Annotated in this window: 20 protein-coding genes; 15 read left to right on the top strand and 5 right to left on the bottom strand. The window is 53.3% G+C overall.

All coding sequences use genetic code 11. The features are described from left to right. Positions 1 to 342: 342 nt before the first annotated feature. The 3 genes from KK925_RS02170 to hisC form a co-directional block, all read right to left on the bottom strand. Positions 343 to 1,305 (bottom strand): class II fructose-bisphosphate aldolase, encoded by a 963-nt coding sequence (locus tag KK925_RS02170; RefSeq protein WP_174582756.1) that lies wholly within the window; start codon positions 1,303 to 1,305, stop codon positions 343 to 345. Positions 1,306 to 1,874: 569 nt separating this feature from the next. Further along, on the bottom strand, positions 1,875 to 2,774 hold the full coding sequence (locus tag KK925_RS02165) for a prephenate dehydrogenase (protein ID WP_174582755.1): 900 nt from the start codon (positions 2,772 to 2,774) through the stop codon (positions 1,875 to 1,877). A gap of 6 nt (positions 2,775 to 2,780) precedes the next feature. After that, the gene (gene hisC / locus KK925_RS02160) at positions 2,781 to 3,908 is read right to left on the bottom strand and encodes a histidinol-phosphate transaminase (protein ID WP_174582754.1); all 1,128 of its coding nucleotides are present in this window, start codon (positions 3,906 to 3,908) and stop codon (positions 2,781 to 2,783) included. A gap of 983 nt (positions 3,909 to 4,891) precedes the next feature. Between hisC and nuoB the strand changes: the two genes are divergently transcribed. The 11 genes from nuoB (at position 4,892) to KK925_RS02105 (ending at position 15,579) form a co-directional block, all read left to right on the top strand. Continuing rightward, a complete protein-coding gene (gene nuoB, locus KK925_RS02155; RefSeq protein ID WP_174582753.1) occupies positions 4,892 to 5,413 on the top strand; it encodes an NADH-quinone oxidoreductase subunit NuoB in 522 nt (173 codons plus the stop codon). A 27-nt stretch (positions 5,414 to 5,440) separates the two neighbouring features. After that, complete coding sequence (locus KK925_RS02150) at positions 5,441 to 6,040, top strand: NADH-quinone oxidoreductase subunit C (protein WP_214096218.1); 600 nt, start codon at positions 5,441 to 5,443, stop codon at positions 6,038 to 6,040. Continuing rightward, positions 6,037 to 7,278, top strand: coding sequence for an NADH dehydrogenase (quinone) subunit D (nuoD, locus tag KK925_RS02145; RefSeq protein ID WP_328706680.1), 1,242 nt, complete (start codon positions 6,037 to 6,039; stop codon positions 7,276 to 7,278). Before KK925_RS02150 ends, nuoD begins: the two co-directional genes overlap by 4 nt. Then, positions 7,275 to 7,565 carry an outer membrane protein assembly factor BamE domain-containing protein gene (bamE, locus tag KK925_RS02140; protein ID WP_214096217.1) on the top strand — a complete coding sequence of 97 codons (291 nt, stop codon included), beginning with the start codon at positions 7,275 to 7,277 and terminating at the stop codon, positions 7,563 to 7,565. The genes nuoD and bamE overlap by 4 nt, the downstream gene beginning before the upstream one ends. After that, entirely contained in the window at positions 7,562 to 8,098 is a 537-nt protein-coding gene (locus KK925_RS02135) for an NADH-quinone oxidoreductase subunit NuoE family protein (protein ID WP_174582751.1), read from the top strand. The genes bamE and KK925_RS02135 overlap by 4 nt, the downstream gene beginning before the upstream one ends. A gap of 6 nt (positions 8,099 to 8,104) precedes the next feature. Then, the gene (gene nuoF, locus KK925_RS02130; RefSeq protein WP_174582750.1) at positions 8,105 to 9,472 is read left to right on the top strand and encodes an NADH-quinone oxidoreductase subunit NuoF; all 1,368 of its coding nucleotides are present in this window, start codon (positions 8,105 to 8,107) and stop codon (positions 9,470 to 9,472) included. Positions 9,473 to 9,487: 15 nt separating this feature from the next. Beyond that, positions 9,488 to 11,170, top strand: coding sequence for a molybdopterin-dependent oxidoreductase (locus KK925_RS02125; RefSeq protein ID WP_174582749.1), 1,683 nt, complete (start codon positions 9,488 to 9,490; stop codon positions 11,168 to 11,170). 58 nt (positions 11,171 to 11,228) lie between these two features. After that, entirely contained in the window at positions 11,229 to 12,347 is a 1,119-nt protein-coding gene (locus tag KK925_RS02120; protein ID WP_174582748.1) for a complex I subunit 1/NuoH family protein, read from the top strand. Between the two features lie 725 nt (positions 12,348 to 13,072). Further along, entirely contained in the window at positions 13,073 to 13,861 is a 789-nt protein-coding gene (locus tag KK925_RS02115; RefSeq protein WP_214096216.1) for a metal ABC transporter solute-binding protein, Zn/Mn family, read from the top strand. Positions 13,862 to 13,937: 76 nt separating this feature from the next. Next, positions 13,938 to 14,687 carry a metal ABC transporter ATP-binding protein gene (locus KK925_RS02110; protein WP_174582746.1) on the top strand — a complete coding sequence of 250 codons (750 nt, stop codon included), beginning with the start codon at positions 13,938 to 13,940 and terminating at the stop codon, positions 14,685 to 14,687. A gap of 28 nt (positions 14,688 to 14,715) precedes the next feature. Next, positions 14,716 to 15,579, top strand: coding sequence for a metal ABC transporter permease (locus tag KK925_RS02105; protein ID WP_174582745.1), 864 nt, complete (start codon positions 14,716 to 14,718; stop codon positions 15,577 to 15,579). 435 nt (positions 15,580 to 16,014) lie between these two features. On the opposite strand, the gene KK925_RS02100 is transcribed toward KK925_RS02105, so the two are convergent. Further along, a complete protein-coding gene (locus KK925_RS02100; RefSeq protein ID WP_174582744.1) occupies positions 16,015 to 16,641 on the bottom strand; it encodes a Fe-Mn family superoxide dismutase in 627 nt (208 codons plus the stop codon). A 207-nt stretch (positions 16,642 to 16,848) separates the two neighbouring features. Between KK925_RS02100 and KK925_RS02095 the strand changes: the two genes are divergently transcribed. The 4 genes from KK925_RS02095 (at position 16,849) to mscL (ending at position 21,394) form a co-directional block, all read left to right on the top strand. Next, the gene (locus tag KK925_RS02095; RefSeq protein WP_174582743.1) at positions 16,849 to 17,931 is read left to right on the top strand and encodes a glycosyltransferase family 4 protein; all 1,083 of its coding nucleotides are present in this window, start codon (positions 16,849 to 16,851) and stop codon (positions 17,929 to 17,931) included. A gap of 109 nt (positions 17,932 to 18,040) precedes the next feature. Further along, positions 18,041 to 20,284, top strand: a complete 2,244-nt coding sequence (locus KK925_RS02090; protein ID WP_214096215.1) for an amylo-alpha-1,6-glucosidase — start codon at positions 18,041 to 18,043, stop codon at positions 20,282 to 20,284. 102 nt (positions 20,285 to 20,386) lie between these two features. Continuing rightward, positions 20,387 to 20,617, top strand: coding sequence for a hypothetical protein (locus KK925_RS02085; RefSeq protein WP_174582742.1), 231 nt, complete (start codon positions 20,387 to 20,389; stop codon positions 20,615 to 20,617). Between the two features lie 351 nt (positions 20,618 to 20,968). Then, entirely contained in the window at positions 20,969 to 21,394 is a 426-nt protein-coding gene (gene mscL, locus KK925_RS02080) for a large conductance mechanosensitive channel protein MscL (protein WP_214096214.1), read from the top strand. 105 nt (positions 21,395 to 21,499) lie between these two features. Here the strand turns inward: mscL and KK925_RS02075 are convergent, their stop codons facing one another. Next, complete coding sequence (locus tag KK925_RS02075) at positions 21,500 to 22,567, bottom strand: class I SAM-dependent methyltransferase (protein WP_214096213.1); 1,068 nt, start codon at positions 22,565 to 22,567, stop codon at positions 21,500 to 21,502. Positions 22,568 to 22,820: the final 253 nt, after the last annotated feature.

The raw sequence follows: 22,820 nt of genomic DNA, 5'->3' as shown, positions 1-22,820 counted from the left end.
CTTTTCTTCAGGCCCTTCCGATTTAGGCTGAAAAGGATAGCGGCGAGCGGGCAAACCGGACGGGTTGGAATCTTTTGAGATTTCTTTGGGGGACCAGAGAAATGGTGGTATTCTTCCCTATCAATGGTAGCAAATCCGCGATGGCCTCCGGAGCGGCCCCATAACAACCCAGATCCCTTCCCTTGGTTTCTGGCTGTGCTGGTGGCTTTTTTTTATTTTGCCGCTTCCTTCCGGATTCTTCGCTACCTTTGGGGCTGGTAGGGCATGAGCTAGCCTATTCCCTAGGAGAGTAGGCTGGCCGGTCGAGACAAAAGCTTTCCGCAAGACATTTGGCCCCTCCCCTCACGCAGCGGAAAGACTCACCGCCTTCCGCACCTTTTCGACCTGACCGTAACTTCCCAGAAGTTCCGCCCGGTTCACTAAGAATTTCGCGTATTCATCCATAAACACTTTACCCGGTTTGCGGAAGTCGTACTCCTCCGGGTGGTCTCGGAAGTACTCGCGATGAACGCGGGTCCAGATCAAGCGGCCATCGGTATCAATGTTGATCTTGGTAACTCCCAGCTTGGCTGCCGGGAAATATTCTTTCGGATCCACTCCCGAAGCCGATGGATCAAGCTTCCCCCCCGCTGCATTGATCCGTTCGATCTCCTCTTTGGGGACGCTGGAACTGCCGTGCATAACCAAAGGAAATCCCGGGAGTTTTTGCTGGATTTTCTGAAGCACATCAAAGCGGATCGACTGTTTACCTTTAAACTTGTAAGCACCATGACTGGTCCCAATCGCTACGGCAAGGCTGTCACAGCCAGTGCGTTCGACAAATTCCTTCGCCTGGTCAGGATCAGTTAAGCAGGCATGTCCCTCTTCCACTTTTACGTCTTCTTCGACTCCGCCCAGCATCCCTAGTTCAGCCTCAACGCTAATGCCCTTGGCATGAGCTCGTTCAACGACTCGGCGGGTGATGGCTACATTTTCTTCAAAGGGTAGATGCGAAGCATCGATCATTACCGAACTGTAAAACCCGGATTCGATGCAATCGTAACACGTTTCCTCGTCCCCATGGTCCAGATGCACGGCAAAAATGGTATCAGGATAGATCTTTTCGGCGGTTCGAATCATCGCTTCCAACATCCGCTTATCCGCATATTTTCTCGCACCCTTGGAAATCTGGATAATAAAGGGTGCCTGCGCTTGGCTATGCCCGCGGAAAAGCGCTAGGGTTTGCTCCATGTTGTTAATGTTATACGCGCCAATGGCAAAATTCCCGTAGGCCACCTTGAAAAGCTGAGCCGTTGTGACAATCATGGTTTCCTCCTTCCGATGTTGTTACCGATAGGGACCGCCTCGTATCGAGGCTTCAGGCAGAAATTGTTCTTAAAGTATGTATCCATTCCCGCACACTGACAAGCTGGAAGACTAGGGTTTTCTTAAGGTCCTGCCGGATATCGGGCTCGAGAGGGGCACCTCCTGGAGGTCCCCTACGATTTTTGAACAAAAGGGCAGAAGAGCCATCGATCCGATGCATGTTTTCGCAAGGCCAAGCTAAAGAAAAACGAGTCTCCTTCCGCTCCGCTTGCCGAAACGCTCACGGTTTGGCCGGCCCTCCTTGCACCACTTGAGGGGAGCAAAACCTAGTCCCAGCTCTTATGAAAAGGGTGTCGCACAGGTTGGATGATCCAGAAAAAAACTTTTTGGCAAGGGTGCGCTTTTTACAAAACAAAGGGTCCCATGGCTTCCCTTTGTCCTCTTTGGTTCTCGACAGCTCGAGCCAATTGCGGAGCTTTTTTCGACGGCGGGCCTTTCTGTCGTCGCGTATGAAAAATGAACGCTTGACCTAAAAGGTCCCTCCAAAGCCGGTAGGACCTAAAAAAGCTTTAATGCTCTTTTCCGGTGCGTGGCCAGCGGCCCGTTTCCAACGCTTGTCGAATCCCGCTTGCTTCCGTCAGAAGTCGTTCCAGCTGATCGCACTCGCTCGATTCCAAGGCTTGTCGCACCAGTGTCAATTCCTCCAGGAAGGTGTCGAGAGCCTCCACAAGGGATTTTCGATTCCACCATAGGATTTCTTTCCACAAAGCGGGACAAGAAGCGGCAATCCGAGTGCTATCTCGGAATCCCGGTCCCGCGATGGCCAGAGCTTCCCGGTCCACCCATCGTACCAAAGCCGCTGCGAGAAGATGGGGGAAGTGACTAACTTGTGCGACCCATCGGTCATGGACTTCTGCGCCAAGAAAGAAAACGCGACATCCTAACGCCTCCCAAAATAGGGTGACCAAACGGCGAAATTCTCTTGGCAGCCCGGGCTCGGGACATACGATCGCAACGGCTCCGTCGAAAAGACGACCGTGCGCTGCCTCAAATCCGCTTTTCTCGCTTCCCGCCATGGGGTGGCTTGCCGCCCAGTGAGCCTTGCCCGCAAGAATCTCTTGTAGGAGCTGCACCACTGGTACCTTGACACTGGCTGTATCCATGACGAGGGCTTTCGGATCAAGAGCCGGCCGAATCTCTCGCAGCACAGGTTCGATCGCCCCTGGCGGCACCGCTAAAAGAATCAATTGAGCTCCTCGAACCGCCTCTTCTGCACTGGCGGAAACCACGCACCCAAGGGCGGAGCTTTCTACTTGGTTCCGGACCAAAGGGTTTGCATCGTAGACCACCAGGTCCTTGGCAAGCAACCGATCGCGGATCGCCCAGGCAATCGATCCCCCAATAAGCCCCATCCCAATAACTGCTACACGCGATACCGGCCAGAAGTCACTTTCTGGGGTGTGGCACATGAATCCTCACTCCAAAGGGGACAAGCCGTTTTGGACAAGACCGGTGAGAGCTTCCACAAACCTTTTCATCTCCTCTGGAAGTCCTATGCTCACCCGAATCCATTCCGGAAGCCCGTAGCTCTCCATGGAGCGAACGATGATTCCCAAAGGTAGGAGACGTCGAAACACCTCCGTTCCCTGTCCGACTTTGATCAAAAGAAAATTCGCCGAAGACGGAACGTAAGATAAGCCTAGCTTCGCCAAAGACGCTTGCAGATCCCGGAGGCCCGTTCGCACGATATCACGCGTGCGTTGGATATGCTCCCTATCCTCAAGGGCAGCCTCGGCAGCAACCTGGGCCAGCATGTTCACGTTAAAAGGTTGGCGCGCTCGCTGAAGAAGTTCACAAATGGGTACCGGCGCAATCCCATAGCCAATCCGGAGACCGGCAAGGCCGTGCGCCTTCGAAAAAGTCCGCAAGAGAACCAACGATTTTCCTTCGAGAACCCACCGAATCGAGGGAGGCGGATCCTCCAGAAATTCATAGTAAGCTTCATCCACTACGACAATCACATGGTCTGGCACGCCCGAAACAAGTTCCTCCAGCTCGGCGGTTGGCACCCGGGTGCCGGTCGGGTTATTGGGGTTAGCCAAGAAGATTAATCGCGTTGCTGGACCCACGGCTTGAAGAAAAGCCCTAGGACGAACAACAAAGTTTTCTTCCTCGACGATTCGAAACCGGACGCCGAATAGCTGCGCCATGAGGCGATACACAAGGAAGCTGTAGCGAGAAATAAGGATCTCGTGGACACCGGGACGCACAAAAGTATGAAAGAGGAGCTCGATAATCTCATTGGACCCGTTCCCAAGCACGATATGTCGGCTTTCCACCTGGAGGTGGTCGGAAAGCTTTCGAATCAGCCGGTAACCCGATCCGTCTGGGTAACGGTGGATCTGAGGCAAAACGCTTTTGATGGCGGCTAGCGCTTTGGGAGAAGGCCCCAAGGGGTTCTCATTGGAAGCAAGCTTGATGATCTGGGTTGGCGTGAGTCCTAACTCCCGAGCGACCTCTTCAATAGGACGTCCAGGTTCATAGGGTACAAGCTCCAGAAGATAAGGATTTGCCAGTCTCTGTATCTGTTCCTTTAGGTCCATTGCGGGTATCTCGATGGGGTTACAGTGGCCGACATAGCTGCGAACGCGTGTGGCCCCTGACGCCTTAAGGGAAATACATGGGATGGGGACCTCATCGCAAGCGCCCGCTGGCCGTTTCGGAGTATGGTATTGCCTTAGTCCGGGGAAGCGTCAGGAGTCAATGTTTGGCTGGAGGAAACTTCCCCGGCGCTCCTCATTGCTTGCTTTGTTTTTCCTTTTCCCACCTACCGGGCGTTGCCATCGAGCAAGGAAACCGTCCAGATCTTTCGCGTGACCAGAATCGACCATTCTCAAAGAAGATGTAACCGAGGGCAACGGGCCAAATCGGTTCGGGGACGGCACCGGCTTGGTGGAGTAGGGGACGCCACACGGGCCGGAATGCCCGAAAAAACGGTTGATGGTTTTGTTCAACTCGAAGATGAGATTTTTAAAAAACCTTGCCGGCGGATCCCGGGGGCTCGTTTTGGTTCAAGCAGTGGGGCCAATCCTCTTTGGGATCTGGCCGGAGAGGCGTAACGAAAAACGGCCGACCGTTGCAAAAGGAAAAACCAGCTTTCTTGGGTCACATGGGGATTGCCGTGGTCCCAATTGGGAAGGGAAGAAGATCGCTCTGTGGTTGTTTTCTAGCCGTGGCAGCGATGGGCAACGCCCAGAATAGGTAGGGGAGTCATGACGGCTTTTCGTAGGATTGGGATTATCACCGTTACTGTCTGGCGGTCGCTTGGGTGCGGTTTTCGATAGGCCTAGGGAGTTTCTCTCCACAGGGGAAAGAGAGCTGGTATGGCAAGCAAAGTTTGGAGAGGGGTTAGACTCAACTGATCGGTTGTTCGACCTGGGTACTACCAATCCATCTTTCCATTTCATTGGGACAATTCAAAGTATTCCAATCTTTTTGATATATCGGAAAAGAGCTCCTCTCCCGGAGGTGCGGGCCAAGCAAAATGTTCTTGCGCGCGAGCCTAAGGAAGGATTAGCTTTGGACTGTGGTTCATGGCAGAGAAGCTGGGTACGATTCGCGGATTGAAGGGAATGTCGTCTGGACGACGCTAGAGGCGGCTCTTACCTGGATGCGGAAAAATTCCCTCTGGCCGATGCCAATGGGCCTAGCCTGCTGCGGCATCGAACTTATGGCCGCCGGGGCGTCCCGGTTCGACATTGCGCGCTTTGGATCCGAGGTGATGCGGTTTTCCCCTCGCCAATCCGACCTCATGATTGTCGCTGGGACGGTTACCTACAAGATGGCTCTCTCGGTGAAACGGATTTACGACCAGATGCTGGAGCCCAAGTGGGTAATCGCGATGGGAGCTTGTGCTTCTAGCGGGGGGATGTATCGTTCCTACGCTGTGCTGCAAGGCATTGATCAGCTGATTCCTGTCGATTTATATATATCAGGGTGTCCGCCGAGACCGGAGGCTCTCCTTGATGGGCTGGTTCGACTCCAGCGGTTGCTAGAGATGGACCCGAAGTTGTGGCGCCGTCCATCGGGAGTGGAATTGGCGGCTTAAATTGGGTCAGGCGGACTTCCTCAAGCAGTGAAGCCAGAACTGGCCTCAGTCCTAGACACGTTACAGGCTCGTTTTGAGCAAAAAACCTTTTCGGTTCGAGAGTTCCGGGGGGAAACAACGGTCCAGCTGGACCGTTGGATTGTTCGGGACGTTGCCCGTTTTCTCAAGGAGGAGCGAGGGTTTCGTTTTCTTTTGGATATCACAGCTGTGGATCACCTCCCTGAAAAGCCTCGGTTTGAGGTGGTTTACCATTTCTATCATTTGGATCTAGGTCTTCCTCTTCGGATAAAGGCGAGGGTACCCGAAGAAGACCCTACGGTTCCCAGTCTTGTTCCTGTGTACGCCACAGCCAATTGGCACGAACGGGAGGCATATGACATGATGGGCTTGCGCTTTGAGGGGCATCCGGATCTGCGGCGGATTCTTATGTGGGAGGGATACCCGTACTTTCCTTTACGCAAAGATTTTCCTTTGGAAGGCAAGTGGAGCGACGAAGGAGAGATTGCTTTTTCAAGACCGGCTCCCTTGGAGGGGGGGCCTTTTGTTTCGCAACCCGGTAGAAAACTTGCTATGGAGCGGGAGCCTCGAGCGCAGCACGTAGCTAAGGAAGAAGAGGAAGCACCATGACCCAAAGAACCGAATTTGAGATGGGAGATCCATTGGCACGAGGGCTAGATCTAGCCCGGTCGGTAGAGCCTTTCGGCGAAAAATTTATCCTTAACATGGGGCCGTCCCATCCGAGCACGCATGGAGTTTTGCGCTTAGTACTCGAGATGGATGGAGAGGTGGTCACTAAAGCAACTCCAGATATCGGTTATCTTCATCGAGGGGATGAGAAAATTGCCGAGAACATGCATTATCACCAGTTTATTCCCTACACCGATCGTCTGGATTACCTGGCACCGCTTGCTAACAACGTCGCGTATGCTTGTGCAGTAGAAAAACTCATGGGCTGGGAAGTGCCTCCCCGGTGTCAGGTCATTCGGGTGATATGTTGTGAGCTAGCCCGCATTTCGAGTCATCTTTTGGGTCTGGGAGCCTATGCCATGGATTGTGGGGCGACGACAGCGTTTCTCTACACTTTTACCGAACGGGAGAAAATTTACAGTCTGATCGAAGAGCTCACGGGAGCAAGGTTTACCACCAGCTATACCCGCATCGGGGGCTTGGCCAGGGATTTGCCGAGCGGCTGGGTGGAAAAGGCACAGGCATTTGTCCAACAGTTTGGCGAGAAAATTGATGAGCTCGACCGGTTTATTACTCGGAATCCGATCTTTGTGGAACGGACGGAAGGCGTGGGGATTATCCGTCCGGAAGATGCCGTTGATTATGGTCTGACAGGGCCGAATTTGCGGGCAAGCGGTGTCAACTACGACATTCGGAAGAAACATCCATATCTGGGCTATGAAAAGTACGACTTTGATGTTCCACTAGGAAGCGTTGGCGATTGCTATGACCGGTATCTTGTGCGTTTGGAGGAATTACGCCAAAGCCGGAGAATTTTGCAGCAGGCGTTATCGGACATTCCGGATGGGCCGATCTGGGTAGCGGATGCTAAGAATTGTCTTCCGAAGAAGGATGAAGTGTTAACGAAGATGGAAGAACTTATCCATCACTTTATGATCGCAACAATGGGAATCAACGCCCCGCCTGGAGAAGTGTATTTTGCGGCCGAAAATCCGAAAGGAGAGCTGGGATTCTATATTTATAGTAAGGGAGGGGGCGTGCCGTGGAGGTTAAAGATTCGTTCCCCGTCGTTTGTGAATTTGAGCATTTTGCCTAAGCTTTTGCCTGGGAATCTCATTAGTGATGTCGTTGCGATTCTTGGGAGTCTTGATTTCGTGATGGGAGAGTGTGATCGATGAGGAAGGAGAGCCTCGTTCGCTGGTGCTGGGCAGGGCGCTGGGGGATGATGGGCGTTCTGGCTTTGTGTTTAGGATGCTCTCGTCTGACGAATGAAAACTTATCCCGAGTTCGAGCGGGCATGGCAGAGTCGGAGGTGAGGGCGATTTTAGGGGAGCCTGCGGAGGTCCATTCGGCGGAAGCTTTTGGTCTCGGGGCCAAGACGTATGTCTACCAGAATGGGAAGTCACGGGTGGAAATCATTTTTGTAAACGGTAAGGTGTTTGTCACACAAGGTAGCTTTCAATGAAGGAAACGGTTGAGCAACGAAATGGCGTGAATGCTGGGACGACTTTTCCGCAAGATTGGGAGGAACGGGTGGAAAAGGTCATTGCGCAGTTCCCGGTGTCAAAACGTAGCGCGTGCCTGCCACTTTTACATTTATGGCAAAGCACGTTTGGGTATATTTCGGAGGAAGGAGTTCAATGGATCGCGGCGCGGCTGGGTCTTGAGCCCATCCATGTTTGGGAGCTCGTGACCTTTTATCCAATGCTTCGGCAGGAACCTGTGGGGAAAGTCCATTTTAAGGTATGTCGAACACTGTCGTGTGCCCTGGGCGGGGCGGGCGAGCTGTATGAGTATCTGCGAGGGCGGTGCAGGATGGGCCAGCCCGATGAGCATGGGGTGTGCCGGAGCTCTGACGGGGTATATTCGATGGAATGGGTTGAGTGTTTGGCGTCATGCGGAACACCCCCGGTTATGATGGTCCACGATGAGTTTTACGATCGAGTCACAACGGAAAAAGCAGAAAAAATTCTCGAGAAGTGGGCGACGGAACGGTAGCGTGCTATGGCGGTCCAGGAGTACAGACTCATTCTTAAGCACATTGATGAGCCGGGATATACCACGGATATCCAGTGCTATTTGCGTCATGGTGGCTACCAGCAGCTCCGGAAAGGCCTTGCGATGCATCCCGACGAGATCATCCGCGAGGTGAAAATTTCCGGGCTGCGGGGTCGAGGAGGGGCCGGTTTTCCCACTGGAGTAAAGTGGAGTTTTATTGATCATACCAAAAACACAAAGCCCGTATACCTTATTTGTAATGCGGACGAGTCGGAGCCCGGAACATTTAAGGATAAGCAGATTATTTATAAAGATCCGCACCAGTTGCTGGAGGGAATGATCCTTAGCTGTTATGCGAATCGAGTTCATCTAGCGTACATTTATATCCGGGGAGAGTTTGTCGAGGGGGCTCACATTCTTGAGAGGGCCTTGGATGAGGCGAGGCAACACAACTTTTTAGGGAAAAATATTTTGGGAAGCGGTTACGACTTGGAAATTTACATTTTTCGAGGGGCTGGTGCTTATATATGTGGTGAGGAGACAGGACTCATTGAATCGCTCGAGGGCAAACGCGGTTACCCAAGGATTAAGCCCCCGTATTTTCCGGCGGTTTTGGGCTTGTACATGTGTCCCACGATTGTGAATAATGTGGAGACTCTTTGTAATGTGAAGCATATCATTGAAATGGGAGGGGCCGAATACGCGAAGCTCGGGCGCCCGAATAATACGGGGACGAGGATCCTTTGCGTGAGTGGAGATGTGGAGAGGCCTGGTTATTACGAATTTGAGGTAGGGAAGATTACGTTTGGGGAGCTTTTGTATGAGGTGTGTGGGGGGATCCGGGGTGGGAGGAAGCTTAAGGCGATTATTCCCGGTGGTTCTTCGGCCAAGGTTCTGAGGGCAGGTGAGGTCTACCGGATACCGGAGCGGAAGCCTGACGGGTCTTTTGAGACGCGGGACTATTCCCTAGAGGACCTGAGAATCGACTTCGACACCTTGGCAGCCGCAGGGTCCATGGCCGGGTCGGGCGGAATTATTGTGTTAGATGACAGCCGGGATGTGGTGGAGTCTTTGCGGAATATCGCTACGTTCTATGCTCATGAGTCCTGTGGTCAGTGCACTCCGTGCCGAGAGGGCTCGCTATGGATGAAGAAGATCCTGGATCGCATGGCTAGTGGCAGGGGGCGTCCCGAGGACCCAGATCTTTTGGTGAGTATTGCGCAGGGGATTGCGGGAAGAACGATTTGTGCTTTTGGTGAGGCTTGTGCCTGGCCCGTGGAGAGCTTTGTTCAGAAGTTTCGCTTGGACTTTGAACGGGCTGGCGGGCGTACCTCGGACAAAGCGGTAACTTGCGCGGGCCAAGGGGAAAGTTAAGATAGGGGGAAAACGATGGCGCTTATTAAAAATCCCTTTGACCACGATCTTCCGGCCCCTGGAACACCCCTGGTTAACGTGCAGCTCGACGGGGAATGGGTCCAAGTACCGAAGGGGCTTAACATCATCGAGGTAGCCAAACGTTTCGGAAAATTTATTCCCCATTACTGTTACCATCCCAAGCTTTCCATTGCCGGTAACTGCCGCATGTGTCTTTTTGAGATGGGAATGCCTCGACTCGGTCCGGATCGGAAGCCCATAGTTGACGCCTCGGGAAGACCCCAGATCCAGTGGAATCCCAAACCCCAAATCGCCTGTGCGACGGGTGCTACGGAGGGGATGGGGATTCGCACGGATAGTCCTCTAGTCCAAGAGTGCCGGAGGTCGGTGCTGGAGTTTCTCTTGATCAATCATCCACTCGATTGCCCGATCTGCGATCAGGCCGGGGAATGTTTGCTCCAAGAGTTTGCGTATGATTTTGGACCCGGGAAAAGCCGGTTCGTGGAAGAGAAAGTAAAGAAGCCCAAGAGGGTGGTCGTGGGAGATCGGGTGATTCTGGACGATGAACGCTGTATTCTGTGCTCACGGTGTGTTCGCTTTGCACGTGAGATTGCCAAGAACGATGTTTTAGGATTTGTCCAGAGAGGAAGTTACACGACTCTTACGGTCCATCCAGGACGATTGCTGAATGATAACTATTCTTTGAATACGGTGGATATATGCCCGGTTGGGGCGCTTACGTCGCGAGATTTCCGCTTTCGGATGAGGGTCTGGTTTCTCGAGCAAACGCCGAGCATTTGTGTAGAGTGCGCAACCGGATGTAATACCATTATCTGGAGTCGCGAAAATCGGATCTATCGGATCACGCCCCGGGTTAATGAAGAGGTTAATTCCCATTGGATGTGTGACATTGGCAGGACAAGATTTCATGAAATGTACGATAAAAGAAGAGTCGTTCAGCCGATGATTCGAGTTTCGGGTGAATTATTTCCCCAGGTTTGGGAAATTGTGTTCCAGAAACTTATTGAGAGGCTAAAGGGGATCGAAGGGTGCGAGCTGGCGATTTTAGCGTCTGCCCGCCTTACGAACGAAGAGTTGTTCCTGTTGAAGAAAATTCGGGACCTCCTTGGAGGCACCGACGTGTTGACTGCTATTGTTCCTCGGGTGGGAGAGGCGGATGGGATCCTGCGGAGTGCTGATTGCAATCCGAATACGTGGGGAGCGCGGACGTTCGGTTTTGACACCGGGGAAGAAGGATTGAGCCGGCTTCGGGAGGCTGTGCGCACAGGGGATCGCAAGGCGTTGTGGGTGATTCATGAGGATCCAGTGACAGCTGGAATTTCCCTGGAGAATCTTGGCAAGCTGTCGCTACTTGTTTGGCAAGGCTTGATCCCTGGAGAGTCGTTTGAGAGAAGTGATTTTGTGTTGCCCGGCGCAAGCTTTGCCGAGAAAGACGGAACCATGGTAAACATTAGTGGTCGACTCCAACGCTTGCGAAAAGCCGTTGCCTGTCCAGGGATGGCTCTGCCCGACTGGCAAATTTTACGGCAAATGTATCGAAGGTTAGGAGAAGCCGAGGTCGCCTCTTCCATCGGCGAAGTATTCGCTATGATGGCGCATGAGGTTCCTTTGTTACAAGGACTACAGTGGAAAGACGTGGGCGATCTTGGTGTTCAGCTCCGGGTGAATGTCTGCTAGGACGACCCCGCCGTAAGGAGCCTCGGAACCGAGAGATCGTATAAGAAGGGGATTTGCCATGGTCTTTTTTTTGGCGACACTCGTGAAAATTTTCATCGTGATTGGAGGCCTTTTATTTCTTGTATCTTATACGGTCTTCGCGGAGCGAAGAATTTGCGCTGCGATGCAGGATCGCATCGGGCCAAACCGAGTGGGGCTTCCCTTCACCAAGGTTTCCTTCTTCGGTCTTGGCCAGCCGATAGCCGATGGGATTAAGCTTCTTGCCAAGGAGGCCTACACTCCGGGGCATGTGAAGAAGTTTTACTACCAACTTGCCCCGATTTTGGCGATGGTTCCTCCTTTGGTAGCTGCTTCCGTCGTACCCTTTGCGAGTACCAAAGAAATTCGTATCCCGGGAGTGGCCGAACCGATTCCCTACCCAGGAGTGATTGCCCATCTTGACGTGGGACTTCTTTTTGCGTTTGCGATCTCTTCCTTAGAGGTTTACAGTCTTGTATTGGCGGGCTGGTCCTCCAACTCGAAATATCCGTTGCTCGGGGGATTGAGAGCGAGTGCACAGATGGTTTCTTATGAAATTGCACTCGGTCTTTCATTGCTGCCTATTTTTCTTGTAACCTCTACTCTCAATCTTTCTAGCATTGTGGAATTTCAGATCGAGAAAGGATGGCTTCTCTTTCCCTTCATCGCTCGTTCGCCTTCGTTAAGGATGTTTTTGTTGTGGCCGTTTCTTGTGCTTTCTTTTGTCATGTTTTTTACAGCTGTGTGTGCCGAGACGAACCGTGGGCCGTTCGACCTTCCTGAGAGTGAACAGGAACTGGTGGGAGGGTATAACACCGAATATGGCGGCATGAAGTTTGGGCTTTTTTTCCTCGGGGAATATGCAGCGTTGATCGTAGCCTCGGGAATTCTCGTGACGTTGTATTTCGGTGGGTGGAGTTTACCCTGGGGATGGTTTGCCGGAAGGAATCATCCGTGGTGGTTTGTTGGGGTTCAGGGCTTGGTATTTCTTGTTAAAATATGCGTTTTCCTTTTCGTCTTTATTTGGATTCGGTGGAGCTTGCCCCGGTTTCGCTACGACCAGTTAATGTCATTGAGCTGGAAGCGGTTGTTACCTGTGAGCCTGGGCAATGCGATGGCTGTGGCAATCGTGCTGGCCGTTTTTCGAGGAAATGTGTGAGAGGGTTTGTGGGGTAAGCGAGGGCCAACGAGCCGATTTTGATGCGGAAAGAGTGAGAGCCATTGCTGGAACAATCGGCGAATACCCAGATGGAGAATGGTTGTTCTTTGGGCTAGGGCCGCCTCGGATCGAAACGAGCTCGCGGGGCGATGGAGGGGAGAGGCCTTCGCACGAGTGGCTCGGACCGGCTTTTCGATTGGGTGTTTGAGCGCGAGTGTATCGAAGTTTCGTGGCATCCCTCGGAGTCGTCCTTTTGGCGAGACTGGGTCAATTGCATGGCTTTGCAGAAGCCGGTTGCAAGGGGTCTTCGGACAATCATAGCGGCGATGGCAACGGTTGCCGGTCGGTATTCTGGTCAGAGGCTGATGGAGGGACATAAGAAGTTCGGGAACGGATCCCAAAGCTCGCGATAGAGCGGGTTCGAGGGTTCCAGAAGGCCTCCAGACGCGAGTCGGTCGGAATCAAGGAGTTGTCTTTGCCGGCTCGCCTTCTTTGGACCCGTGGTCATGGGTATCCTTGGCGTAGGGCGAGGTGCAAGAAGTGTAGCCCACTTTTTATGAACCAACGAGCCTCTTTTGCCCGCCCCACCCACCTTCGTTTGGGTCCTAGCATGCAGGGGTCAATTCACCCAGAGCAAGCGTGGAGTCTTGTTTGACAGCTTCGTCGGAGAGAAGTATGACAATTCGTTCTCAAGTATCACAAGTCTCACGAGGGTTTCGAACACTATGCTTGGGCTTTTTTTTGCAGCGAACGCTTGGCAGAGCGTCCAGAAGCTTGGCGAAAGCCGGTTGCCAGTCGCGGTCTATTCTTTGGTCGCCACGGTAGGAGGGCCTCGACTGGACGTAGAACTCCTAGCCTCCCTGGGAACTGACCTCCACCAGTGGGGGGATTCTGGAAGCTACCCTCGAAAACTTCTCTGGCATTCGTTTCTCGTCTGCCAGGGCTTGGGGGTTGAGGCGCTGCACCGAAACCCTTGGATTGAACGCTTTATACCGGTTGGGCATTGCTGCGGGCAACTGCGTTGGGGGGGCAGGGCGCACGCAAAAGGGGCTGGTGTGCACGCATGGCTTGCTCTGTTGGCTGCTGCCAGGATGGTGGGTTTGATTTCAAAAAAACTCGGGCGATCGGATCCATCTCCTACGGCCGAACATGACAAGAGAGCTCATCCGTATATCGGATGGCGGCTCGAGCTTGATGGGCGCTACCGGTCCGATGTAAGCGCTGTTCCAGACCCAGCACTCGTTAGTCAGCATCCGCCGCTTGGATGTCGAATCAGTCGCTACGGCCTTCATATTCTAAGCGTCCTTCAAGATATAAGCGGTTCCCCTCTACCCGAAGCGGGATGTGCGAGGGGTAGCTACTGGCATGGGGGATCGATCGATTTGGGCGATTTTTGCTCTACCCGGCATTTTCAGGAGCAAGGGCCACGGGATGCCGAGGTAACGGGAGCCAAGGTGGGATTTCTGGACCCATGGGATTGGGTTCGTCTTACCCGGGAGTTTGTGAAGACATGACACGGCGAAAGCTTTCAGTTCCGGTTACCTCTTTGGACAAGCAAGTGAGGTCCCTTCCGAGTAAGGCTTTTTACCCATGATTCGAAACGTTTCGGTCGGACGGCGTCCTTCTGGTTCCTTTGAATATGTGCTAAGGCTAGCACATCTGACTGGAGGCTATCGTTCCTTTGTCGCCTTTGAAGATGTGTCTTTTGAACTCTATCCGGGTGAAATCGTAAGCCTCATCGGTCCCAACGGTGCTGGCAAGTCGGCACTTCTCAAATGCATTGCAGGGATTTTGCCTCCGTTTTCCGGCAGGATCGAGTGGGGAAAAGAAATCACACTGGGTTACCTTCCCCAAGGGGTCAAGATGGATCGGAGCCTTCCTATAAAGGTAAGAGAGTTCCTTTCTTTGCGACTGGCGCCCCAGGCATTTTCGCTCTTCCAGCCGCTCGCTTTCGATGATCGTTGGAAGCAGTCGCTGGAAAAATTGGGAGTTGGCTATCTGGCCGAGCGGACCCTCAACGAGCTATCAGGAGGCGAACTTCAGCTGGTTCTCTTGGCCTCGGTATTGGCAAAAAGGCCGGGTCTTTTGCTTCTGGATGAGCCCTTTAGTGGTATGGGACCGGGTAGCCAAAAGGACCTCGGGGAGGTGCTGGCCCAGCTTCGGGAAGAGGAAGGGGTGGCGACACTTTTAGTTTCTCATGATCTCCACCTGGTCCATCACATTTCTGACCGGATTTACTGCCTGAACCGTACATTGTGCTGCCAGGGCACACCTTCCGAGGTACTAAAAGAGGACAACCTGGCCAAAGTGTATGGGCGCAGGATCGGGGCGCTTGGCTAGGCGTCTCCAGGACCAAAAAGCCGGATCAATGCAAGCAGTAGGTTGGGATGTAGGACAGCTGGGGGTTGCGTTTCTAATCGGTGCCACTTGTGCCCTGTTAGGGGTGTTTGTGACCACACGCGGGATGGCTTTTTTGGCTGACGCCATCGCCCATGCAGCGTTAGCGGGAGTAGCGGTGGGCCTTGTTGTCCAACGCTGGGTATTCGGGCAAGGAGGAGAAGAACGAAGCTGGATTCTCCAAATCTTTTTTGTAAGCTTTTGCCTCGGCCTTGCATTCCTGGTGCAGTGGCTGGTAGAGAAAACCGATCTGCGTCCAGATACCGTTATCGCTTTTTGTTTCACGGGTAGCGTAGCTTTGGGGGTAACCGTCTTGCATCGCGTAGCCGGGCCCGAAACACTTGAGAAATGGCTTTTCGGAGCCATCGAACAGACCGATTGGAAGGATCAAGTGATTTGCTGGATTCTCTCAGTCGCAAGTTTCTGGGGAGTCCTTCGGTGGTTGGGACCGCTCACGCTTTCCGCTCTGAATCAGGAGCTAGCCATTGCTGATGGAATTCCCGCACGCCGAGTTGATCGGCTCTTGGCTCTGGGAGTCGGACTTGTGATTGGAATAACCCTTCGCATGGCCGGAGCCTTACTTGTGACAGCCCTTTTGGTGATCCCGGCTAGCACCGCTAGACTTCTGGCCCGGAGCTTTCGAGTCACTCTTGTTGGTTCGGTCTTGATCGGAAGCCTGGCAACTTTGGTCGGCGCATGGGTTTCGCAAAAGACGAATCTACCGACGGGAGCGGTTATTGTGCTCCTTCAGGTAGGCCTTTTGGTGGGATCGCTGATCCTTCGTGAACTCAATCAATGGCGAATTCGGCTGGGCGATCCGACTCTTTCTGGATGAGGAAAGGAGAGCCAAATCTTTCAACCTGCGGGAGCAATGAACACGGCATGGGGAGCGAAGGCCCAGCAGTTGGTATTCCACAGGTAATGGGCACCACTTGCCCCCACTTCCGAGGTGCGTATCCTCGTGCAGCCCATTTTAAGAAAAAAGTGGCATGGGGGTAGACAAACCGAAATGCGTTTTTCGCCTCTCTAGGTGGTGTTACCCAGTTTTTGCTGGCCAAATCCTATTAGGTCCGCGCCTCCTCCCAAGACCGCCCCATGTGCTAAGGTAGCTTCTTTTGTTGCCCGTTTCGCAAAAATGGGGGTAGTCTTCGGTACATTGCCAAAAGGATCATTCGGTGTCAGTGGAGACACTGGATCCAAACGGGCCACACCAGGCGCCCCGTCTTGAGGTCCACTGGGCCGTACGGCCCTTTTCATCTGGTAGGCTTTTCTAAGCACCTCGTGGCAGCCTACGCTCGACTTGCTCCCAGTCGATGATCTCCCAGATTGCATCCAGGTATTCTTGGGGGTCACTAAAGATCTCCCCTCTAGCGTGCGGGTTCATGTCCAGTGCCACGATCGGGGTAACATGCCAAAGGATGGGGCCGCTTTCCGACACGCTCATGAAATTGAAAAGCTTACCGGAAACGTGGTCCAGCACCGTCCAAGCCCAGCCGGAGGACGCCGCAAGCGCGCTCGCATACAAATCTGCCTTGTAGTTATCCACCGAGCCAAAATCGCGGCAAAGAAAAGCTTGAAGCTTCCCCCCTGGGCCTCGCTGGTCCTCGGGACTTCTCCCTAGCATGCCAAAATAGGTTTCGTGGTTCCGTACGGCGGCCAGCGTCTCTGCCAAACGGAGTTTTTTTTCTGCCAGGCTTTCGGAAACGGGGACCGCCGCCTTTTCTACGTGAGGCGGGTGCGACAGAGCGTGCAGTTCTTCCCATAATCGATTGGCTTCTTGCACGTAGGAGCTGTAGAGGGCGAGGTGGCTATCGACCAGCTCGGAAGGAAGACGAGCGGTTATCCCCTGCATTTGGGCACGAAATTGAGCAGCTCGGTCAATAGCGATGGCGATCATGGACCCCTTTGCTTGTCCTTTCCGAGGACTACGGAAGCCTTTTCCAGGATGTCACAACAATTAAAGCAATTCTTAGGCAGTTGCAAGAATACTTGCAAGAGTCTTTTTTTTTTCATAAAATGTAAAACAAACGGTTTGGGCCTTCCTTCAGGAAGGCACAGAGTTTGGTCTCTGGTTGTGTTCATTGGTTTACAAAGGGGGAAAGGGATGAGGATTGCACAGGTGGCCCCGCTTTTTGAAAGCGTTCCTCCCGTGGCTTATGGCGGGACTGAACGAATTGTATCGTATCTTACCGAGGAATTGGTACGGTTAGGGCATGAGGTTACTCTCTTCGCAACTGGGGACTCTGTAACCTCGGCCAGATTAGTCCCGATTTGCCCTATGGGTCTTCGATTGGATCCTAATTGCGTCGATCGATACGCACACATTGTGGTGCTCGTAGAGACGGTCTTTTCTCAGATTGATTCCTTTGACGTGGTTCACTTTCATATTGATTACTTTCATTTTCCTCTTTTGCGCAGACGCTGGATGCCTAATCTGACGACGCTCCATGGGAGGCTAGACATCCCGGACTTGGTCCCGTTATACCGTACCTACTGTGAAATGCCAGTTGTTTCTATTTCCCATGCACAACGTAAACCGTTGTCTTGGCTCAACTGGCTGGGGACTGTTTATCACGGCTTGCCAGAGGACTTGTATCGGCCAGAGTTTTCTTGCGGGGAATACCTAGCGTTTTTAGGGCGGATTTCTCCCGAAAAAGGGGTGGATCGGGCCATTGAAATCGCTCGGAGAGCGGGCATGCCCCTGAAAATTGCAGCGAAGGTAGATCCGGCTGACCGTGAGTATTACCAACAAAAAATTCGTCCGCTTCTCCGGGAGCCTATGGTTGAGTTTCTGGGAGAAATCGGGCAAAAGGATAAGAATGAGTTTTTGGGCAAGGCCTATGCCCTTCTTTTCCCCATTGATTGGCCTGAGCCTTTTGGTTTGGTTATGATCGAAGCAATGGCTTGTGGCACACCGGTGATCGCTTTTCGGCGAGGTTCGGTTCCGGAAGTGATGGAGGACGGTGTGACCGGCTGGATCGTGGAGGATGTGGAAGGTGCCGTAAAGGCGGTTGCTAAGGTCGACCGGATTTCCCGGGTTGAGTGCCGTCGTGTGTTTGAACGTCGGTTTACTGCTGAGCGAATGGCCCTGGACTATCTGAATCTTTACCAAAGGGTCACACAGGCTTTGGAAAGTCGCGATGGCCTGGGTCCGGTGGGTCCGGTGAAGGTAAAGGTTGCCGCCTAGCAAAGAGGCGAATCGACAGCAAGCCAGAAAGGCTTAACGAAGGAGCCATTCGATTGCCGTCCGATGGGCTTGGGTAAGGCGGGAGGGGTTTTGCCAACAGGGAGCTTCCATGGAGCAGGCTTCCGAAACGCCGTCCCCTAAGGAAGAGCGTGCAATTCGCTTGGCTTCGTATTCCGAGCCCGAGCTCGGCGAGATGATCGACGAGTTTTCGATCCGTGCTTCGGGTGGGGCTGCTGCAGAGCGATCCAGGGTTCTCAAATGCGGGGACCTGTTTGCCGTAGCCGATAGCTTTGGCGACATGCGACCAGAGCTCGTGCGAGAACAGGGGCTTTACTACAAGGGGACGCGTTTTCTAGCCCAATGGCAACTGGAACTGGAAGGGGGTCGCCCCTTGCTTTTGAGCTCAACTGTGAAAGAGGACAATGTGCTTCTGGCTGTCGACTTAACCAACCCAGATATGGAGCAGCAGGACGGCCGGTGGGTTCGTCATGGTACGCTCCACATGTTCCGATCGAGATTTTTATGGAAGCACGCGTGCTTTGAACGGCTTCGTGTAACCAATTACGGCCTAGCCCCTGTATCGTTTGGAATTGGTTATGCTTTCGGAGCTGATTTTGTGGACCTTTTTGAGGTCCGAGGGCTCAAAAGAAAGCGACGGGGTTCTCTCAGTCCCCCTAAGCTTGAGGAAGGCAGCGTAAGTGTTACGTATCATGGGTTGGACGGGGTTACGCGGGTCGTGCGCTTGGTGTTTTGGCCCGCGCCGCAACGTCTTGAGGCCAACCGGGTAGTCTGGCAAGGCCGCCTCGTGCCGAAAGCGGAGTGGACGATCTTTGTTACAATCTTTTGCATGGTTGACGAAGCCCGTCCGCTGATTCTTTTTTACGAGGCTGCCCTTTCGGAGGCCACGGAAACGGTAGCGGCTCGGAAGCAAGCAGGTTGTCAGATAGTCACTTCCAATGAGCAGTTCAATGACTGGCTCAACCGGTCCCTATCGGATATCCATCTGATGATCACTGAAACCCCGGAGGGACCCTATCCCCATGCCGGCATCCCATGGTTTAGCACTCCTTTTGGCCGAGACGGGATTATTACGGCCCTGGAGCTTCTTTGGGTCAATCCAAACATTGCCCGAGGGGTGCTGGCGTTTTTGGCAGCGACCCAGGCGCAGGCGGAAGATCCAGCTCGGGATGCCCAACCGGGCAAGATTTTGCATGAGATGCGAGATGGGGAAATGGCGGCCTTGGGTGAGATTCCCTTTGGTCGTTATTACGGGAGTGTGGATGCTACCCCGCTCTTTGTGCTTCTTGCTGGGCGGTTTCTGGAGCGAACCGGAGATTTGGCCTTTCTCCGTTCTTTGTGGCCAAACATTCAAGCAGCTTTGGAGTGGATGGATCATTATGGGGATCGGGATGGAGACGGATTTGTGGAGTACCTGCGAGAGAGCCCGAAGGGTCTTGTGCACCAGGGTTGGAAGGATTCGTCGGATGCCATTTTTCATCGCGATGGCCGTCTCGCGGAAGGGCCTATCGCGCTGTGTGAAGTCCAGGGATATGTATTCGCCGCTAAGCAGGCGGGTGGGCGGATCGCTCGGCGTTTGGGGTACGAGGAGATATCGATTCGCCTGGAGCAGTCCGCAGAGCGGTTGCGGCAGCAGTTTGAACAGGCATTCTGGTGCGGCGAGCTTTCCATGTATGCGATGGCTTTGGATGGGAAAAAGCGTCCTTGTTGTGTGCGAAGCTCTAATGCCGGGCACGCTTTATTTGCGGGGATTGCAACTCCCAATCGGGCTCGTAGGGTTGCTGAAGTGCTCTGTAGCGAGGAGATGTTTTCGGGTTGGGGGATCCGAACCATAGGAAGCGCGGAGGCTCGCTTTAACCCGATGTCGTATCACAATGGGTCGGTGTGGCCTCATGACAATGCTTTGATTGGAAAGGGACTTGCTACGTACGGCTTTCGGGAGGAAACACTCAAGATTCTAACAGGCCTTTTTGATGCTAGCCTATTTATGGATCTGCACCGGTTGCCGGAGCTTTTTTGCGGGTTTCGAAGGCGGCCGGGGGAAGGTCCGACACTCTATCCGTCGGCCTGCGTTCCTCAGGCATGGGCAGCTGCTAGTGTTTTCTATCTTTTGGAAGCCTGCTTGGGCATGACGATTCACGGCGAAGAAAGGAGGGTGGTTTTTGATGCGCCGCGATTGCCTCCTTTTTTAGAAAAGGTGCAAATTCGGAACTTGTCCGTTGGGGAAAGCGTGATTGACCTTTTTCTAGAAAGAAGGCCTGCGGGGGACGTGGGAATTGATTTTGTCCAGCGACAAGGCACGGCTGAGGTAGCGGTGGTCAAAAGAGGGGGCTGAGGGGAGGATCGGCTCTTCCACACTGCGCTTGTACGAGTAGTAGAAAACGCGTACAAGTCATACAAGGCAGTGGCGACGGGCTAAGGGAGGTTTATGGTAGCCATGGCAGACCCGGAACTGGAAGATCGGAAAAAACGGGCGGAGAAAATTATCGCTTCCCCGGAAAGCTACAAAGTCTGTGAGGGCTGCGATTCGATCGTAGGAGCAAAGGTGACAAACTGTCCTAACTGTGGAAGTTACCGGTTTGATAGCTCCGTAGAACGAGTGGTTGAACAGGCCCGCATTTTAGGTTCTCGGCCTTCTCGTTCTATCTCCATGACCGACTATATGTAAGGAGGCCGAAGGAAAACGTCGGACCTGGTTAGGCTTGGACAAAGAGCTCCCATTGGTGCGGCCCGTTTTTTTCCCTCAAAAGTAGGGGTGGAGCTTCGGAGCCATCGGGGCGGATTTCGGTGACGAAGAGCGCTTGGGGGATTACGCGGAATGAAGTTGGGATGGCTGGGTAAGTTCCTTTGGGAAAGGAAAACTTCTTTGTGAAGGAGGACATGGACGCATCGGTGCGATCGAAAAAAGCTCCAAAACTGGTGTCTAGCACTTCTCAAGAGGGTAAGAGGACGGGTAGGCTCGCGAGTCATCGTGCAAGGAAGCTGCTTAGGTGTGTGCGTGCTGATTCAAGGAGATCATATGAAAGCTAAGTGGATAGGGGAGTTTCAAGAGTTTGTGGCACGAGGCAATGCTCTGGATATGGCTGTTGGGGTGCTTGTGGGAACAGCGTTTAACAAAGTGGTCGATTCTCTGGTGAATGATGTGATCATGCCGCCGCTGGGCTTTGTCATTGGAGGGGTCGATTTTAAAAACCTACAGCTTGTTCTTAAGACAGCTACCGCAGGTGGAGCCCCGGTCACGATCCGATACGGCCAATTTATCAACTCGGTTCTCCAGTTTTTCGTCGTAGCGTTGACCATGTTCGTGGTGATCAAAACCGTGGGAAAAATGGCGGAGTGGCGGGCAGGGCTTGAGAAAATCCAAAGAAGCTTCCCCCCTTTACCCTCCCAGGCTGGCCAACAAGGACCGGCGGCTCCTCCCTTAGAGAATCCACCCACTCGCTAAGCCATCACGATGGCCCCTCGGGATTCTTGTGGGTGCGCCTGCGAGCTTTGAGCTTTTCCCTTTTCGAGTCAGCGGGTCAATGAAGTCTAGGCGGCTGGTAAGCTTTTATTGGCCAAGGCTCTTCCTAGCGAATCGAAGGCCTGAGAGGGGGAGTGGCGACGCAATTCCCTTCGATTGGACAAGAACATGAAAGGTTTTTCCAAAGCCTTCAGGATGAGTAAGCAACTGAAAAGCAGCAGCGGAGCGGGGAAGACCTAATAACCGATCCTGGACTCCCAGATATTTGGATGCAATACCTATAAGGAAGTGGTGTTGATCCGTCCATCCCATCGTCTCGTGCCCGACTTCCTTTCCCCATCTGGCGAGGCTTCCAAAATCTACATGACTGGATAGGTCGCGCTGGCCGGGTTTTTCCAAAAGGTTCCGATATCTTTTATGACGCTCGTAGGCTAGTAACGTTCCCTCGCTTCGCAAGGGGCTATAGTAGGTAACGGTGTCGTAGCCGTAATCGATGATGACAAAGAGGCCCTGGCTAAGAGCGCGCGATATGTTTCGAAGCCATTCCCGCGCCCGCAGACAAATCTCGGTGCTATAACCGGGAATGGCGGGCAAAGGAAGATGGGAAAGCTCCTTGGCCAATTCCGAACAGGAGAGGGGGCCAGTGGTCCAATAAAATTGCCCGCCTTCGTATCCTACATACCATTCTTTCCACCGGTCATCCTCGTAACGGATCCGGTGGACAGGGAAACTATCCACAAGCTCGTTACAGAAAAAGACGCCCAGGGGACAGAGTACATCGGGGGGTTCGGCTGAGCTCCAGCAAACCTTTTCTGCTACCCCGTGCGTTTCCAGTTGCTGTTGCTGAATGGTCTGCCAGTCTGGGATAGGCTCAATAATCCAGTATCGGACAACCTCCCACAGCTTGGGTTCGACCTCCCGGATGGTCCGGAGGATGTCACTGGCCAGAAGCCCCGTGTGTGCTCCCTGTTCGATAAGGACAAACGCTTGGGGTTTGCCCAAAAGTTCCCATACTTCTACCCATTGCAGCGCGAGAAGTCGTCCGAAAAGCGACCCGACTGTAGGACTGGTCAGGTAATCACCCTTGCGGCCAATTCGTGTGGGATCGGCTTTGGCGTAGTAACCCAACCGCGGGTGATAAAGAGCTAATTCCATGAAACGGCAAAAGGGTATGGGCCCGTTTTGTTGGATCTCCTTTTGGAGGACGCGCGCCAGGGACGAGCTTTCTTGAGGAGATTCTGGAGGTCTGGGTTGTTCCATTCGTTCGGCCCTAGGAAAAAAGTATCACGTTTCTTTCGGCCGCCCTACGGGAGATCCTTTTCCAAAAAGGCACACAGCCTGGTCTGGGTCCGCTTTTTCGAAAGCGAATCGAAAAGGATTCGAGAAAGGTATGCGTTCCAAGCATGGC

The organism is Candidatus Methylacidithermus pantelleriae (assembly GCF_905250085.1).
Classification (GTDB): domain Bacteria; phylum Verrucomicrobiota; class Verrucomicrobiia; order Methylacidiphilales; family Methylacidiphilaceae; genus Methylacidithermus; species Methylacidithermus pantelleriae.
This window is presented reverse-complemented; position numbering and strand designations above follow the sequence as displayed.

Excerpts from the sequence above, each read along its gene's own strand:
- KK925_RS02100 (WP_174582744.1), bottom strand. The coding sequence starts at position 16,641 with ATGATCGCCATCGCTATTGACCGAGCTGCTCAATTTCGTGCCCAAATG.
- mscL (WP_214096214.1), top strand. The coding sequence starts at position 20,969 with ATGAAAGCTAAGTGGATAGGGGAGTTTCAAGAGTTTGTGGCACGAGGC.
- KK925_RS02085 (WP_174582742.1), top strand. The coding sequence starts at position 20,387 with ATGGCAGACCCGGAACTGGAAGATCGGAAAAAACGGGCGGAGAAAATT.
- KK925_RS02095 (WP_174582743.1), top strand. The coding sequence starts at position 16,849 with ATGAGGATTGCACAGGTGGCCCCGCTTTTTGAAAGCGTTCCTCCCGTG.
- KK925_RS02090 (WP_214096215.1), top strand. The coding sequence starts at position 18,041 with ATGGAGCAGGCTTCCGAAACGCCGTCCCCTAAGGAAGAGCGTGCAATT.
- KK925_RS02110 (WP_174582746.1), top strand. The coding sequence starts at position 13,938 with ATGATTCGAAACGTTTCGGTCGGACGGCGTCCTTCTGGTTCCTTTGAA.
- KK925_RS02135 (WP_174582751.1), top strand. The coding sequence starts at position 7,562 with ATGAAGGAAACGGTTGAGCAACGAAATGGCGTGAATGCTGGGACGACT.
- KK925_RS02165 (WP_174582755.1), bottom strand. The coding sequence starts at position 2,774 with ATGTGCCACACCCCAGAAAGTGACTTCTGGCCGGTATCGCGTGTAGCA.
- bamE (WP_214096217.1), top strand. The coding sequence starts at position 7,275 with ATGAGGAAGGAGAGCCTCGTTCGCTGGTGCTGGGCAGGGCGCTGGGGG.
- KK925_RS02105 (WP_174582745.1), top strand. The coding sequence starts at position 14,716 with ATGCAAGCAGTAGGTTGGGATGTAGGACAGCTGGGGGTTGCGTTTCTA.
- KK925_RS02120 (WP_174582748.1), top strand. The coding sequence starts at position 11,229 with ATGGTCTTTTTTTTGGCGACACTCGTGAAAATTTTCATCGTGATTGGA.
- hisC (WP_174582754.1), bottom strand. The coding sequence starts at position 3,908 with ATGGACCTAAAGGAACAGATACAGAGACTGGCAAATCCTTATCTTCTG.
- nuoF (WP_174582750.1), top strand. The coding sequence starts at position 8,105 with ATGGCGGTCCAGGAGTACAGACTCATTCTTAAGCACATTGATGAGCCG.
- nuoD (WP_328706680.1), top strand. The coding sequence starts at position 6,037 with ATGACCCAAAGAACCGAATTTGAGATGGGAGATCCATTGGCACGAGGG.
- KK925_RS02170 (WP_174582756.1), bottom strand. The coding sequence starts at position 1,305 with ATGATTGTCACAACGGCTCAGCTTTTCAAGGTGGCCTACGGGAATTTT.
- KK925_RS02075 (WP_214096213.1), bottom strand. The coding sequence starts at position 22,567 with ATGGAATTAGCTCTTTATCACCCGCGGTTGGGTTACTACGCCAAAGCC.
- KK925_RS02115 (WP_214096216.1), top strand. The coding sequence starts at position 13,073 with ATGCTTGGGCTTTTTTTTGCAGCGAACGCTTGGCAGAGCGTCCAGAAG.
- KK925_RS02125 (WP_174582749.1), top strand. The coding sequence starts at position 9,488 with ATGGCGCTTATTAAAAATCCCTTTGACCACGATCTTCCGGCCCCTGGA.